This window comes from Bradyrhizobium sp. HKCCYLRH3097, assembly GCF_051167875.1.
Classification (GTDB): Bacteria; Pseudomonadota; Alphaproteobacteria; order Rhizobiales; family Xanthobacteraceae; genus Bradyrhizobium.
In genome coordinates this window covers 469727-484447 of the sequence record NZ_JBNPTX010000004.1, presented here as the reverse complement: position 1 = coordinate 484447, position 14721 = coordinate 469727, and the positions used below count along the sequence as shown (strand labels likewise).

Below are 14721 nucleotides of genomic sequence, written 5' to 3'. Positions count from 1 at the left end.
GCTCAGTCCTTGTCGGCGGTGCAGCGTCCGCCCGAGAAGCCAGCGAAGGCGGCGCAGGTCTTGAAATTGAGCGAGAGCTTGTACAGGTCCGTTCGCTTGGCCGTCTCCTCGTTGCGCCCCTTCTGATAGGAGAAGGCGAGCGCGACGTTCGGGTTGATGTCATACTTGATCGTGCTGTCGAGCCAGCTGCCGCTCTGCCCGGAATAGACCTCGCGCCACCAGTGATAGGTGACGGCGCCGCTCAGACCAGCGAGCGGCTCGGCCCAGGCCGGCAGCGTTGTGCCGAAATCCGCAACGCGGAACAGAAACGTCGCTTCGGGGCCGATGCGCAGCGAGCGGCCGAGACCGGAGAAGCCGATCGGTGCGACACCGCCCTGGCGCTCGTCATATTGCACCTTGAGGTCGGGGCGGAAATTGGTGGTCACGAAGGTGCCCGGAATCTGCCGGTTCACGCGCAGATACATCGGCATCCATTCGAGCTTGGCCTGCCCAGTGGTCCGGTTCAGGATCCCGTCGCGGGTCTCGAGCCAGCTGCCGCGGATATAGTCGGCGCCACCGATCGGGTTGATGAATCCGACCTCGGCGCTGCCGCCGACGGTGATCGCATCCCGGCTGTCGTCGCTTGCCGCGGCGGAATGCGCTTCCTTATCGACCTTCACATAGGACGCCAGGCTGGCACCGATGAAGCGCGAGTAGTCTTCGTTGAGATAGCTGTAGGCGAGACCGACCAGTCCATTGACCTGCCAGATCGTGTCGGCGGCCGTGTTGTTGCGCGCCCAGGACAATTCCGCACCCGTCGCCTTCTCATTGGACTGCGGTTTGCCGAACATGTCCACATCGGCGAAGTCCTTGCGCACGAACCAGATGAAGTCGCTGACCGGCTGGGGCCCGGGCGCCGTCTTCACCGCCAGCGCTGCGGCTGCGGCCGACGCCCGCTGCGGGTGCGGCGTGGCGGCGACGGGCCACTGCTGCCAGCAGCCTTGTTTCAGGCGCTTGTGCGCATAGTCGCGCGCGATCGCCGTCCAGTCCGGCTCGGCCGCGGGGGCGGTCTTGTAGCACGCGAAGATGTCGTCAGCAGCTGCCGTCTCGGCTGCGGCCTGCGCCGCAAGGATGCCGCCCGCGACGGCGACGGTAAGACTGGCGAGGCTCATGCGCTTCATCGGTACCTTCCTTCATGTGGTAGACCGGATCCCGCCGGTGCCCGCCTCAGTTTCCGGCGGCGCGGACCTTCTGGTAGATCAGCGTCACGATATCCTTCACCAGTTCGCAGCCGGCGAACTCACTCGGCGTGTAGCTGGCGCGGCGCCACCCCCGCAGATGCCGGCCGATGTCGTAGATGTCATAGGCATCCAGGCCGAGATCGCCGGCGAGCGAGGTGGCCTCGGTCGCCGAGGGCCACTGGCGATGGAAATAGTCGAGGACGTATTGCTCCACTCTGTCGCGCGTCGTCGTCATGGATTGCTCCGGGATTGAGGAATTGGGACCGCGCGCCGGCGGACGAAACCTGCAGGACGCGGCCCGCAGGTTTCATCTGCCGCTCGCCGCGTCACTTGCCGAACAGAGGACCGACGGACGGAAGGATGACCGCCGTGACCGTTCCCTTCGCGCCGTCCGCAGACGTATTGCCGAAGCCGAGGTTTGCAGGCGACGGGAAATTGCCTGGCGATCCTCCGCCTGTGCCCTTGCACCAGCCATTGGCCGGCGCGCCCTGGCCTCCGGGGCCCGGATTGCCCGGGCCGCCGCCCCGACCTGGGAGTCCGGCCCTCCCGCCGACATTGTTGATCCGCGAATAGCTCAGGACTTCGTAGGCAGGTCTGGTCGTGACGAAGACGAGGTCGGCGCCTTGTCCCCCAGCGCCAGCGTCACCGCCGCGTCCTCCGGGACCGGCAGCGCCTCCCGTCCCGCCGGGGCCGCCCCCCTCCTTGCAGTCGAACAGGCTCGTGGCCCCTTCCTTGCCGTTTCCAGCCCGGCCGCCGTTGCCGCCTTTCCCCCCGGTCCCACCATCGCCGCCGTCAATGCCGCGGAAGAGAAGGACGAGGTTGAGAAGACCAGCCGGGATCGGCCCTTTCGGATCGGAGAGCTCTCCGGCGACCAGATAGACGTCGGGCAGTTGCCGGGTCTGTCCGGCCACGGCAGGCCCGCCAGGGCCGCCGGGGTAACCGGGATTGCCAGTCCGGTTGGTCTCGCCGGGATTGTCGGCGCCATTGGGACCTGCGGGGCCGTCACTGCCGACGGCGGCCACGGCCTGCGGATCGCGCTGGATGATGCTGTAGGTGTCCGGGTTGGCGAACTTGATGCGTTGCGCGGCCACCACGATGTAGGGATAGTTCAATCCGGTCAGCGTCAGCTTTGCCCCCGCCGCGAAGGAAATCTCGTCTGCCTTGATGATCTGCTGCGCGAATTTCTCCTCGCCGCTGATCGGAATCAGCGTCTGCGTCAGCGGAGCCGCCTTGATCGCGGCCGCGATGTCGGGCGGAAGTGAGCCTGTCGGAATCTGCTGTTGCGCCAGAGCGACGCTGGGCAACAGCATGGCGGAGCAGGCCATCAGTCGAAGACTCTTCATCTGCAATCTCCTCACGTCATCATGATTGTTTGAAGCAGCGTCCCGCTTTCGAGACGCCGCGCCTGGACGGCGAGCAGTCATCCATGTCGCCGAACAGCGCCTAGCGAGATCCCGGAATCGGGAAGCGGACGTTTCCCTCGGCGCTGTTCCGGGTCACGTTGCCGCCGAGCGAGACATCGCGGTTGACGTTGAGCCGCGGCTCGTTGGTGGAAGGATCACGGCTGATGTTCGGATAGTTGGTCGGAGGCGGGGCTGGAGCGCGGAAGTTCTGCAACCGCTCGCTGTCGGTCTGTTGATGCGGCTGATAGGTCGGCACCAGGTCCTTGAGGTTCTGACCGGAGGCCTGGGACATCAGCAAGGGCGAGATGATCAAGCCCATCACGATACGGATATTGGATCTGCGCATTGAATCCTCCTGTGTCTCGTTTGCACGGGAGGAACTATGCCGAGGCGGTGTGAGACGATCGTCAGGACATCGCAAGAGCATCGTCAAAAATGCATCGGAACGACGCCATCTGCACTCACGCACTTGCGCTATCGCGCGCGTCGGCAAGGGCGCAGCGCAAGAGGCATCGGATTCAGGCTGGGAGTCGAGGCGCGCGGCTGTGCTGGCTCACTGTCTGCCAGCATGCTGCGATTGCGCGGCGGCGAACCAGGGAGTCGGGCTCACCGCAAGTTTGGGCTGCGCGGATAGGTCCGCGGCGGCAGGCCGGGGTGGCCGCTCGCACGCAGGATGAAACTGCCGATACGGGCATGGTCACACGGCGAAGTGGCGACCGCGTCCTGCTTGATCGGCTCGAGCACGGCGGCGCCCGGCGGCGGGATGTCGGAGCTGGCCACGGGACCGTCGGTCACCGCAAGCGACGCAAGCACCGGGCCCGGTTGCAGCGATGCGAGATAGTCTGCGAGCCGACGTACGAGTTGCGGCGCTGCCACGCTGGTGCCGCGCATCGCCACCACCGAACCGCTCCGGGTACCGGCCGCGAGCACGCCCCAATGCGCGGGCCCCTGGTCGGCGATGGCAGCACAATCGGGCTCGGCGCGCCCCGGCGTCGGACCGCTCGCCGTATAATCCGTCGGCTGGCCCGCGGCATCGACGGCGCCGACCACGAGCGCGCCCGCACCGGTCGCGAGCGCCGACAGTGTGTCCTCGCGAGTCATGGGGCAGCCGCTGCTGTCCGGATCGCTGTAGCTGCCATCCAGCGCCGCACGCTGATAGCCCCCTGCATGATCGAAATAGGACTGACGTCCATGCTGCACGTAGCCCAGCGGGGTATCGTCGCGCTGGATGTAGAGATGTGCGGTCAGCGGCGCCTCCGATCCGTTGGTGATGGAAAGCCGCCAGCGTCCGGCCGGCGCCGGTTGCCTCACGCTCCAGCGCGCGGTGGTCGGATTGACCGACAGATGAAAGCGGACGCGGTCGGGCTGGCCGGCCACCTTGGCGAGGTGGCCATTGATGGCGGCGATCGGCTTGCCGTCATCCTCCAGCACCTGCACATCGCCATCACCGAATCCATCGATCTTGCGCGGCACATCGCCGGGCGGCGTCAGGCTGACGCCGACGCGCGGCCATTGCTGCGCGATCGCTTCGCCGTCGAGCCAGATCTCGAGATGATTGGACGTACCGTCATCCGGCAGCATGATCCAATCGATCTGATCGGAGGCGCCGGGCTGCACAACCATCCGCCCCGTCGTCCGCTCGCGATAGCTGTTGCCGGCCGGCAGCACCAGATAGGTCGGGCCGCCGCGTTGGTTGCGACGCTCGATCATCCGCGACAGAGCCTGCTCGATCTCGTGGCTGCCGTTCTTGGGGCCGGCCGCGATGCCATAGCTGAAATTGATGACGAGCGGCAGCTTCGGGTTGATCCGGTCGGCCCACAGCATGATCTGGCGCGCCCCCTGCAGCACGTAGCTCGCCATGGTAACGCCGGTCGTATCGCTGGACACCGGCGACGGCAGTTGCACCGCCAACAGAGGCCGCTTGCTGCCGATATCCTCCGCGGTCGGATCGTAGCCGCCGGAGAGATCGAGGATGTGTGTGCCGTGCGAGACGCGTTGCGCCAGCGGCTTGTGCTGATCATTGCCGAAATCGGTCATGCCGAACGCGCGATAGATGTCGGCCTCGCTCGCATTCGCCGCAAACAGCACGTCGAGCTCCTCGCCGGTGAGCCGCTGCCCGGCGGCGACGCCGAAATCCTTGGTCCGGCGCTCGACATCCTGCAGCCAGATCGCTCGGATGCGCGATCTGCCGCTCCTGCTGCGAAAACGGCGGTTGGCAAAGGCGATGCCGTCATCGATGACGCCGATAGCGACCTGCCGCGTCAAATCCGTCAACGGCTTGCCGAGATCGGTCGGCGCGGCGATGCCAGAGTCGAAGCGCAGGCCTGGAATCGGCGGGCCGACATGGATCGCGGTGAAGAGACCGTTGGCGGCAGTGCGATTGGCGATGTCTTCGGGCCGGTAGATGAAGAACTGCACATCGCGCGGATCGTCCGGCGGGGGGACGCGACCGATGCGGATGTCGTCGATCAGCTTCGTCAGCAGATCGAATTCGTCGGCCGACATGCGGATGGTCAGCGCGTCAGCAGGCTCGTCCGGCTCGCGGCCGGCGGCCACGATGGCGGCCAACTGGCCGAGATGGACCACATAGCTGCCGTTGGCCTCCGGCAGCAGTTGGATCTGCACGCTGCACCAGTCCAGCCTCTTGCCGAGCGGCCTGTTGCGCAACTCCCAGTCCAGATAGGGATTGGCTCGTTCGGCCCGATCTCCTCGCCAGTCTCTCATGCGCCTGTCCTTTCGTGTCAGCCGACGATCAGGCGGCACTCGGCAAGCGCCTGCGTCCAGAGATGCTGCAAGATCGGCGAGGCTGGAACGGTCGATGGCGTGCCGGCCTCGATGATCGCGCCGCCGCCACCCTGCTCGCTGGCGACGTTCGCAGCAGCCGATCGCCTGTAGGACATCGCCAGCACATCGTCGTAGCGGAAATCGTCGTTGAACCCCCGCCCGTCGAACTTGCGCATCGTGACCTGGCCGCAGCCAGAGCAGCGCGCAATGAACAGCTCCGCCAAGGTCCAGCCCAGCACCATACCGGCCACGCTGTCGACCGGAAAATGCACGCCGGCGACCGTCCGGTTGATGGCAATGCGCTCGGCGTGGCGCATCAGCTGCACGAACACTGGATCGGTCGCATCGACATCGTCTCGCCCGGTCCTCGCCTTGCGCATGAGGGCGTTGATCACGAAGGCCGCAGCAAAGGATTCCGTGGCATGGCCGCTCGGCAGCGACCCATGCCCCGGCGTCTGGATCATCGGCTGTATCTGCGGTGAATATTCGATTGGGCGCCGGCAGGTGAGCGCATGCTTGACCCGCATTTCGATCGTGGTCGTCACCTGCAGGATCAGCGCCAGCAGCTCGGCGGTGTGCGGGCTGCGGCTCGGATTCCAGTATCCGACCAGGCCCAAGAAGCTGGTGAAATCGTGCAGCTCGGCCAGGATCTCGCTACTGCGTTCCATCCGGAGCGCGGCATAGTTGAACACCCAAGCCGCTTGTTCGGCGAAGTCCGAGGCATTGGGACGGATCATGTGCACGATCGGCGTGAACGTCTCATCGCTGCGGCCACGGTACTGAAGCGAGATCGAGGTCTCGCCTTCGTCATAGACAAGGCCCGACAACAGCTCGCCAGCGAAGATGCGCAGTCGCACGTCGCGCGACCAGCGATCGAGCGCCTCTGGCCCGGCAGTATAGTGATCAGGCGTGTGTGACGGCTGGTTCCAGTAGCCGACGACGCCCTCCCGGCTGGTAATCAGCGCGCGTGCACGCGATGAGGCGCGGACACGGCGGCCTTCGCCGCTCTCACCGCTTTCGCCGCTTTCGCCGCTCTCACCACTTTCGCCGCTTTCTCCGCTCTCACCGCTTAGCCATGCCATCTGCCGCCTCCCTGCCTGGCCCGGCGGACTTGCTCCGCCCGTTACCACTGAATGGTCGTTTTGACGGCACGCGCGGTCAAGCCGCCGGCCTTCGAAATGACGGCGTTTCACGGATTTTTCACGTTGACAGCAAGGGTGTTGGAGACTTCACTACTCAATCATTGGTTTCCGTATTTTCACGACTGATTACATCATGGTTGTGGGCGACGAATGTGAGCTCAGATCCAAAATTGCTGATCAAGCTTCTTGGTCCGTTCCGCGTGGTCAAGGCTTCTGGCGAGGATTGCACGCCTAGAGGACGCAAGGCTTGCGCCCTCATTGCGATGTTGGCGCTGGCGCGTGAGCACAAGCGGTCGCGGGTCTGGATCCAGGACAGGCTCTGGGGGAGCCGCGGCAAGGAGCAAGGCGCGGCCAGCCTTCGCCAAAGCCTGACCGAAATCCGCAAGGCGCTGGCCGACTGCCGCTCCCTGCTGTGCACCGACAGCTTCGTCATTTCGCTCGATCCAAAGCTATTTGAGACCGACATCGCCCGTTACGCTACCGCGTCGCCGCAGCAGGAGATGGCGCCTCCCCAAGGTGAGCTTCTTGAAGGCTTTGACATTGCAGAGGAGGAGTTCGAGGATTGGCTGCGCGAGGAGCGTGCGCGATTCCAGATGCACGTCGCGCCGTCGCCTGACCTCCGCCACGCTGCCAATCTCGCGACCGATCTTGCAGCGCACCTGCAGCCCGCCGATGAGCGGCCCTCGCGAAACCGAATCGTCCTGATCCCCGGCTGCCGGACAGGCCCGTCGGATACTGCGGTCGTGACGGACAGCCTCGTCGATTCCATCGCCAAGACGATCAAGGAACTGGGCGTAGCCACGATCCAAGACCGGCGCGACATGAGCGCGTCGGCGGCCTGGCCGGCGGACACTTTGCCTGGCGATGGCCCGATTGGTGACGATGGCTCCTCGGCCGGCACGCTCTCCCTGCGTTCTGATGTGTTCGGATCTGACACGAGCAAGATCGTTCGGCTCGCGCTGTTGCAGCGCCCTGCCAACACGCTGGCATGGTCGTCGACATTGCAGATCAACGGCGAGGGTACGCTCGACCTGAACGACACCAATGTGATGAGAACCATCAACCTGGTGGTCAACTTCGCCGTCGATCAACTCGCTCATATCAAGGATGGCGCTCCGAGGTCTGCCTCCCATCTATGCTATGCTGGTATCCTGCGCCTGTTTCGACTTGGCAGAGCCAACTTCGAGTCCGCCGACAAGCTGTTCGCGGCTGCTTTCGCGGCCGAGCCACGCGGCATCTATCTCGCGTGGCGCGCCTATTTGCGCACCTTCATGCTCGCCGAGCGCCAATTCAACTGCCGCCAGACGCTTGAGGCGGAGGCTTTCGATCTGATGTACCGGGCGCTGGAGCTCGAACCCTACAACTCCTATGTTGCTGGCCTGAGCGCGCATGTCCATTCCATGATGCGACGCTCGTACGTTGCCGCCTATGAGCTGGCCGAGCGAGCCATCCAACTGAACCACGCCAACCCGATCGCCTGGGCCTGCCTGGGAATCGCAAAGAGCTATCTCGGCAAACCAGAGGACGGCTTCCAGCACACATTGCTTGCCCGTACGATCGCTGGTGCGGCGCCTTTCCGTTTTCAGCTCGATGCCCTGAGCTGCATTGCGGGGACCATGGCGGGAGAACTCGACAAGGCCGTCCATCTTGCAGAAGCCAGCCATGCTCTTGCTCCGACCTTTGCTCCACCCTTGCGATATTTGTCCGCTCTCTATGCCCATAATGGGCACCGGGAGCTTTCTTTCGAGATGGTTCGCAAGCTGCAGACAACGGAGCCGGACTTCTCATACGACAAGCTGAGGGATAAAGCCTACCCCGCGGCTGGCCTGCATCGAACATCAATCATCAACTCGTTGCCAGCCCGACAGTTCTAGCGGCGTCACACTTCATCCGAGAGGTCAGGGAGCGGCAATCCACGAGCGCCTGACGGTCTAGAGGAGCCTCGCGTTGAGGCAATCAGCTCCGCTGGCGTGCTCAATCCGCGTCCCGTTCCCGCAAACCCGAACATGCATCGTCGCTGAAAGCGATTCATTTCGCTGCCGCATTTCACGGCTTTTGGCTCTCGCCAGCTTGCAGGAATGCTCGCGAAACAGGGCCTTGAAACCTTCCGGCGGCCGCTCTTAGACTACCTCCAGTCTGGCTGACTGCAATGGGGTTGCCGCGGGTGAGTACCCATGACCAAGAATAGTTGTGTCAACCTCGCGCTATTCGCGACGCAGCAAAAGCTTCTTTTTGCGGACTTCTTCAAGCTTTACCAGACTGTCGCACAGCCCTGCCGGATCTTCGTGATCGCGGCGGACGTCAACGCGGTCGCGCGGGTCGAGAAGCTCGCAAAGCGCATCAACAAGACCGGATTCGTCGAGGGCAAGAGCTTTGTCGAGATGGCGCTGCTGCGGGTGCCGATCTCGTTTCGAGATGTCGCAGGCCGAATCGAGAGGTGGGTGGCACCAACCCGCAAACAAGGGCCTGCCCTGCTCGTCGTCGACATGAGCTGGGGCCTCGAGACCAACTCGGCGACGGCCAATTTCGAGGGTTGGCCCGCACTTGCGGAAACGCTCACCCAGCAGTCCGAGGTCTCGATCGCCTCTCTCTATAACCGCCGGGTGCTGATCGACGAGCAGTTGCTCGTCGCACTGCGCGGCCATCCGCAGATCCTCACCAGCGCCGGACTGGTGGACAATCCGCATTGGCTGCCGTCGCGGCTGCAGACGCGCGGCGCATTGCGCGAGCAGGTCGATTTCTGGCTCGGCACGATCGCGCCGGAGTTGCGGATCGGGACATCGGCGGCCGCGCTGCACGCAGCCGAAGGCGCCGACCCCATGTGGCTGTTGCGGCGATCGGCGGAAGAGCCCAGTACAGTTCATCTCGACAGCCGCGACCGCTGGAAGATCCGCTGCTTCGGACGCTTGCGGATCTATCGCAACGACGGCAGCCAGGTGAACTGGGACCCGCCCGGCGGAGCGACCCGCAAGACTAAGACCCTGTTCGCCTATCTGCTGCAGAAGGGCGGCCATGGCGCAGCCACCGACGAGCTTGCGGATCTGCTCTGGCCCAACGCCGAGGACATTGAGGCTGCGCGCAACCGCCTCTATCACACCGTGCGCTATCTGCGGCTGGCGCTCGGCCAGCCCAACGGACGCGACGAGACGCGCAACTATGTCCGGCGCGAGGGATCGCGCTACGTGCTGGTGCCCCCGGAGCGCAGCTGGCTCGACATCTCAACCTTCGAACAGCTCTGCCGCCAGTCCCAGGGTCACATCAAGGCCGGCGCCAGCGACGAGGCGCTGATCTGTCTGCAGGCGGCGGACCGTCTGTACACCGGAGACCTGTTCGAGGACATTCCGGTCGAGTACGCCGACGATGGCGAGCGCGACTGGTGCTGGAGCAAGCGCTATTGGCTGCGCGACATGTTCTTCAAGGTGCAACGCGACGCGGCACGGATCTATCTCGAACGCAACGACCACTCGGCCGCGCTCGCGCATTGCCAGAAGGCGCTGGCGATCGACCCCTTGTGCGAGATGGCGCATGCCGAGGCAATGCAGGTGTTCAAGGCGCAAGGCCGACGCGAGGCGATCGACCGCCAGTTCAAGCTGTACCTCGACTCGCTCAAGCATTTCGACAACCGGCCGAAGAGCGCCGCGCTTCAAGAGCTGCACCGCAAGCTCACGGCGTGAGGCCGCTCGCTCGCGACCGGCTCGGTCACACGACCTTTGCCGGCCAAGCCATGCGCCATGGGGGGTGCCGCCGCCAGCAGAATTGACGATTTATCTCAATTTGCCATAGAGTTAGGGGCTAAAGAAAACCCAAAGGCCGCCGCTTAGAGTGAGTCCATGACAACGTCGCCGGCAAAGGCGGCGAATGGGAGGACGACATGCCAGGTTCGGCAGCTCAGCTGGCGCGGTGCCCCTATAGCGACCCCGCCAAAGACTTCGATCCCTTCGAGATGCGCGATCCGTTCCCGTTCTATGAATGGGCCCGCGCCGAGGCGCCGGTCTTCTTCTCCGACGAGCTGAAATACTACGTCGTCGCGCGCCACGCCGACATCAAGGCCGTGTTCGACGACTGGCGCACATTCTCCTCGGAGAACGCCCAGGCCCCGCTTCGCCCGATGTGCGAGGAAGGCAAGCGCATCATGCGCGAGGGCGGCTTCACCGCCTATTCCGGCCTGTCGGCGCGGGTACCGCCCGATCACACCCGCATCCGCAAGCTGGTACAGGGCTGCTTCGGGCCGCGTCGGTTCAGGGCGATCGAGCCGGAGATCAAGGCGATCGTCAACCAGGCGATCGATGCCTTCGCCGATCGCGGACATGCCGACTTCTTCCGCGAGTTTGCCTATGATGTGCCGGCGCTGGTGCTGTTCAAGCTGGTCGGCATTCCCAATATGGACGTGCCGCGCGTGAAGTCCTGGGCGGTGAGCCGCGCGCTGCTGACCTGGGGCGACCTCAGCGACGAAGAGCAGATCGTGCATGCGCGCAACATGGTCGAATACTGGACCTACTGCCGCGCGCTGGTGCGTCAGCGCCACGATGATCCGACCGACGATCTGCCCGGCGATCTGGTCCGACTGCAGAAGGACGGCGCCGAGATCAGCGACGAGGAGATCGCCGGCGTGCTCTACAGCGCACTGTTCGCCGGCCACGAGACCACGACGACCTTGATGGCCAACGGCATGCGCGAGCTGCTGCAGCGGCGCGACAACTGGGAAGCCATCATCGCCGAGCCGCAGCTTATTCCGAATGCGGTCGAGGAGTGCTTGCGCTTCAGCCCGTCGATCGTGGCCTGGCGCCGGCGCGCCCTGAAGGACACCCAGATCGGCGGCGTGCCGGTGCCGAAGAATTCCAATATCCTGCTGCTCATCGGCTCCGCCAATCGCGACGAGGCGGTGTTCTCCGCGCCGACCCGTTTCGACGTCCGGCGCACCGACGCGAGAAGCCATCTGGCCTTCGGCTACGGCATTCACACCTGCGTCGGCCAGCAGCTGGCCCGCATCGAGTTCGCGATCGCGCTCGGCGAGCTGACCCGCAGGCTTCCTGGCCTCCGGCTCGCTGCCGACCAGACCATCGACTTCGTTCACAACATCTCGTTCCGCGTGCCGACGGCGCTTCGGATCGAATGGGACGTGGCCTGACACGACGATCGTCATTGGGCCGCGTTTCACAAGCAACAACAAGTCCGGAGCCGATCCGGGCCATAAGATGGGGAACAGACGCATGGGCGCCAACGCAGCCGCATCCTTCATCGTGCCGTTCGAAGCCGCACGCGAGGACGACTTCCCGCGCATCGGCGGCAAATGCGCGAGCCTGGCGCGCATGATCGCACAGGGCGTGCGCGTTCCTGCGGGATTTGCGGTCGCGACCGACGCCTACGCCCTTCATCTTCGAAGCAACGGACTCGAGGCGACGATCAGCGAGCGCCTGTCGCGGATCGTGCTCGACGATGTCGACGACGAAGAGAAGTTGTCGCACGAGATCCGCGACGCAATCATGGCGCAGCCGATGCCGGGCGCGGTCGAGCGGGCGATCCGCGAGGCGTATCGCCGGATGTCGCCCGACGATCAGTTGCCGGTGGCGGTGCGCTCGTCGGCAACCGCCGAGGATCTGCCCGACGCCAGCTTCGCCGGCCAGCAGGATACCTATCTCTGGGTGGTCGGCGAGGACGCCGTGGTCGAGAAGGTCAAGGCGTGCTGGGCCAGCCTCTTCAACGCGCGCGCGATCTCCTACCGTGCCGAGAACGGGCTCGGCCAGATCGACGTGCTGATGTCGGTCGGCGTCCAGAAGATGGTCAACGCCGCCGCCGCGGGCGTGGCGATGACGCTGGATCCGATCAACGGCGACCGCACCAAGATCGTGATCGATTCCGCCTTCGGGCTCGGTGAGCCGGTGGTCTCCGGCGAAATCACGCCCGACAATTTCGTCGTCGAGAAGGTGCTTCTGCAGGTCATCAAGCACCGCATCGCCGAGAAGGATTTCGAACTCGTCGCCGATCGCGCCGAGCGCCGGACCGTCGAGCGCGTAATCGCGCCGGAGCGCCGCACCCTGCCCTCCCTGACCAATGCCCAGGTGCTCGCCGTCGCCAGGCTCGCCAAGTCGCTCGAGCGCAGCATGGGCTGTCCGCAGGACGTCGAATGGGCGATCGACGCCGATCTCCCTGAAGACGAGAACCTCGTGGCGCTGCAGAGCCGGCCGGAGACCGTCTGGAGCCAGAAGAAGAAGCAGTCGACCGCGATCTACGAGACCGGGATTGCGGGTGTACTTGGAACGCTGCTGGCCCCGGTCCAGGCCAAGCGGTGAGCATCACGACAACAAGCAACAGAGAAACCGAGGGGAAACGACAATGACGGCGCATGCGAAATTCCCAAGTCCCTATGACCTGAAGACGCCGGTCGGCGCCGAGGGCTGGGAGAAGCTCTATCCCTATTATCTCCAGTTCCAGAACAGCCTGCGCGACAAGGAGGACGGCAAGTTCTGGTTCTGCGACTCGCAGCACTGGCCGAGCCCGTTCAAGCCGTTCGACGCCGTCACCGTGGAGTTCGCGGTCAAGTGTCTCGGCCAGTACAACACGCGGCACTATCTGATCCCGCCGGCGAACGGCGTCGAGTACCGCATCCACAATGGCTATTGCTACATGAGCCCGGTGGCGGTGGCGCCCGAGCTGATCGCTGGTCGCGTACCGCATTTCATGGAGCGCGCCGGCTACTACTTCCAGAACTGGGACCGCCTGCTGGCGAACTGGGACAAGAAGGTCCGCGCCAACATCGCCGATCTCGAGGCGCTCAATTTCGAGCCGCTGCCCGAAGCCGTGCCGCTGGAGTGGATCACGGCCGGTGTCGGCCTCGACAACACCTACGCGCTGATGGAGACCTACGACCGGGCGATCCAGCTGCTCTACAAGACCTGGCAGTACCATTTCGAGTTCCTGAATCTCGGCTACGCGGCCTATCTCGACTTCTTCAGCTTCATGAAGGGGCAATTCCCCACCATTCCCGATCAGGCGATCGCCAAGATGGTGCAGGGCGTGGAAGTCGACCTGTTCCGTCCGGACGACGAGTTGAAGAAGCTCGCCAAGCTCGCCGTGAAGCTCGGTGTCGCCGATGCCCTGAAGAGCGGATCGGTCGACGAGGCGCTGGCCGCGGTCGGCCGTGCGCCGAACGGCGCCGAATGGCTGACGGCCTGGAACGAGGCGCAGGATCCCTGGTTCAACTTCACCTCCGGCAACGGCTTCTACTCGACCGACAAGTACTGGATCGAGCATCTCGACATCCCGCTCGGCTATGTCAGGGACTACGTCGTCCGCGTGCAGCGGGGAGAGGAGATCGACCGGCCGACGGAGGCCATTGCCAAAGAGCGCGACCGCATCACGTCCGAATATGCCGAGATGCTCGATACCGACGCCCGCGCAGCCTTCGAGGGCAAGCTCGGGCTCGCCCGGACCGTGTTCCCCTATGTCGAGAACCACAATTTCTACATCGAGCATTGGTCGATGAGCGTATTCTGGCGCAAGATGCGTGAGCTCGGCGCCATCTTCCGCGATGCCGGCTTCTGGAAGGACGCCGACGACCTGTTCTATCTGAACCGTCAGGAAGTCCGCGACGCGCTGTTCGACTACGGCAACGGCTGGGCCGTTGGCGCACCGGCGATCGGTCCGACCTATTGGCCGCCCGAGATCGAGCGGCGGAAAAAGATCCTGGCTGCGCTCGCGACGACGCCGCCGCAGCCCGCGCTCAACAATCCGCCCGATGTCATCACCGAGCCGTTCACGATCATGCTGTGGGGCATCACCACGGAGAGCATCGGCCGCTGGCTCGATGGCGCCGCCAACACCACCAAGCTGTCCGGCATGGCCGCTTCCCCCGGCATCGTCGAGGGCCGCGCCCGCGTGGTGCGCTCCGCCGATGATCTCGGCCAGATCCAGCAGGGCGAAATCCTGGTCGCGCCGGTCACCGCGCCGAGCTGGGCGCCGATCTTCGGCAAGATCAACGCGATCGTCACCGACATCGGCGGCATGATGTCCCACGCCGCGATCGTGTGCCGCGAATACGGTCTGCCCGCGGTCACCGGCACGGGACGCGCCAGCTCCTCGATCAAGAACGGACAGATGCTGCGCGTCAACGGCTCGACCGGCGAAGTGACCATCCTGTCCTGACCCAATCGAGAGAGGCCGGCGGCGCCGGCC

Annotated in this window: 11 protein-coding genes; 5 read left to right on the top strand and 6 right to left on the bottom strand. The window is 64.7% G+C overall.

Annotated features, from left to right (window positions below; translation table 11 throughout):
* Positions 1-2: 2 nt before the first annotated feature.
* The 6 genes from ACQR0U_RS13730 to ACQR0U_RS13705 form a co-directional block, all read right to left on the bottom strand.
* A complete protein-coding gene (locus ACQR0U_RS13730; RefSeq protein ID WP_434843244.1) occupies positions 3-1160 on the bottom strand; it encodes a hypothetical protein in 1158 nt (385 codons plus the stop codon).
* 46 nt (positions 1161-1206) lie between these two features.
* A complete protein-coding gene (locus tag ACQR0U_RS13725) occupies positions 1207-1455 on the bottom strand; it encodes a hypothetical protein (RefSeq protein ID WP_315716235.1) in 249 nt (82 codons plus the stop codon).
* A 91-nt stretch (positions 1456-1546) separates the two neighbouring features.
* Positions 1547-2563, bottom strand: coding sequence for a hypothetical protein (locus tag ACQR0U_RS13720; protein WP_434843245.1), 1017 nt, complete (start codon positions 2561-2563; stop codon positions 1547-1549).
* A gap of 100 nt (positions 2564-2663) precedes the next feature.
* Entirely contained in the window at positions 2664-2969 is a 306-nt protein-coding gene (locus tag ACQR0U_RS13715) for a hypothetical protein (RefSeq protein WP_315716237.1), read from the bottom strand.
* Positions 2970-3229: 260 nt separating this feature from the next.
* On the bottom strand, positions 3230-5347 hold the full coding sequence (locus ACQR0U_RS13710; protein ID WP_316175734.1) for a S8 family serine peptidase: 2118 nt from the start codon (positions 5345-5347) through the stop codon (positions 3230-3232).
* A gap of 17 nt (positions 5348-5364) precedes the next feature.
* The gene (locus ACQR0U_RS13705) at positions 5365-6600 is read right to left on the bottom strand and encodes a phosphatase PAP2 family protein (protein ID WP_316205791.1); all 1236 of its coding nucleotides are present in this window, start codon (positions 6598-6600) and stop codon (positions 5365-5367) included.
* Positions 6601-6719: 119 nt separating this feature from the next.
* Here ACQR0U_RS13705 and ACQR0U_RS13700 point away from each other — a divergent pair, with 119 nt between their 5' ends.
* From ACQR0U_RS13700 to ACQR0U_RS13680, 5 genes are all read left to right on the top strand, one after another.
* Complete coding sequence (locus ACQR0U_RS13700) at positions 6720-8423, top strand: hypothetical protein (RefSeq protein ID WP_434845112.1); 1704 nt, start codon at positions 6720-6722, stop codon at positions 8421-8423.
* Between the two features lie 300 nt (positions 8424-8723).
* Positions 8724-10223: an AfsR/SARP family transcriptional regulator gene (locus ACQR0U_RS13695; RefSeq protein ID WP_434843247.1), complete on the top strand. Its 1500-nt coding sequence runs from the start codon at positions 8724-8726 to the stop codon at positions 10221-10223.
* 197 nt (positions 10224-10420) lie between these two features.
* On the top strand, positions 10421-11677 hold the full coding sequence (locus ACQR0U_RS13690; protein WP_434843248.1) for a cytochrome P450: 1257 nt from the start codon (positions 10421-10423) through the stop codon (positions 11675-11677).
* An 82-nt stretch (positions 11678-11759) separates the two neighbouring features.
* Positions 11760-12839 carry a PEP/pyruvate-binding domain-containing protein gene (locus ACQR0U_RS13685; protein WP_316185418.1) on the top strand — a complete coding sequence of 360 codons (1080 nt, stop codon included), beginning with the start codon at positions 11760-11762 and terminating at the stop codon, positions 12837-12839.
* Positions 12840-12882: 43 nt separating this feature from the next.
* Positions 12883-14691 carry a PEP-utilizing enzyme gene (locus ACQR0U_RS13680; RefSeq protein ID WP_434843249.1) on the top strand — a complete coding sequence of 603 codons (1809 nt, stop codon included), beginning with the start codon at positions 12883-12885 and terminating at the stop codon, positions 14689-14691.
* Positions 14692-14721: the final 30 nt, after the last annotated feature.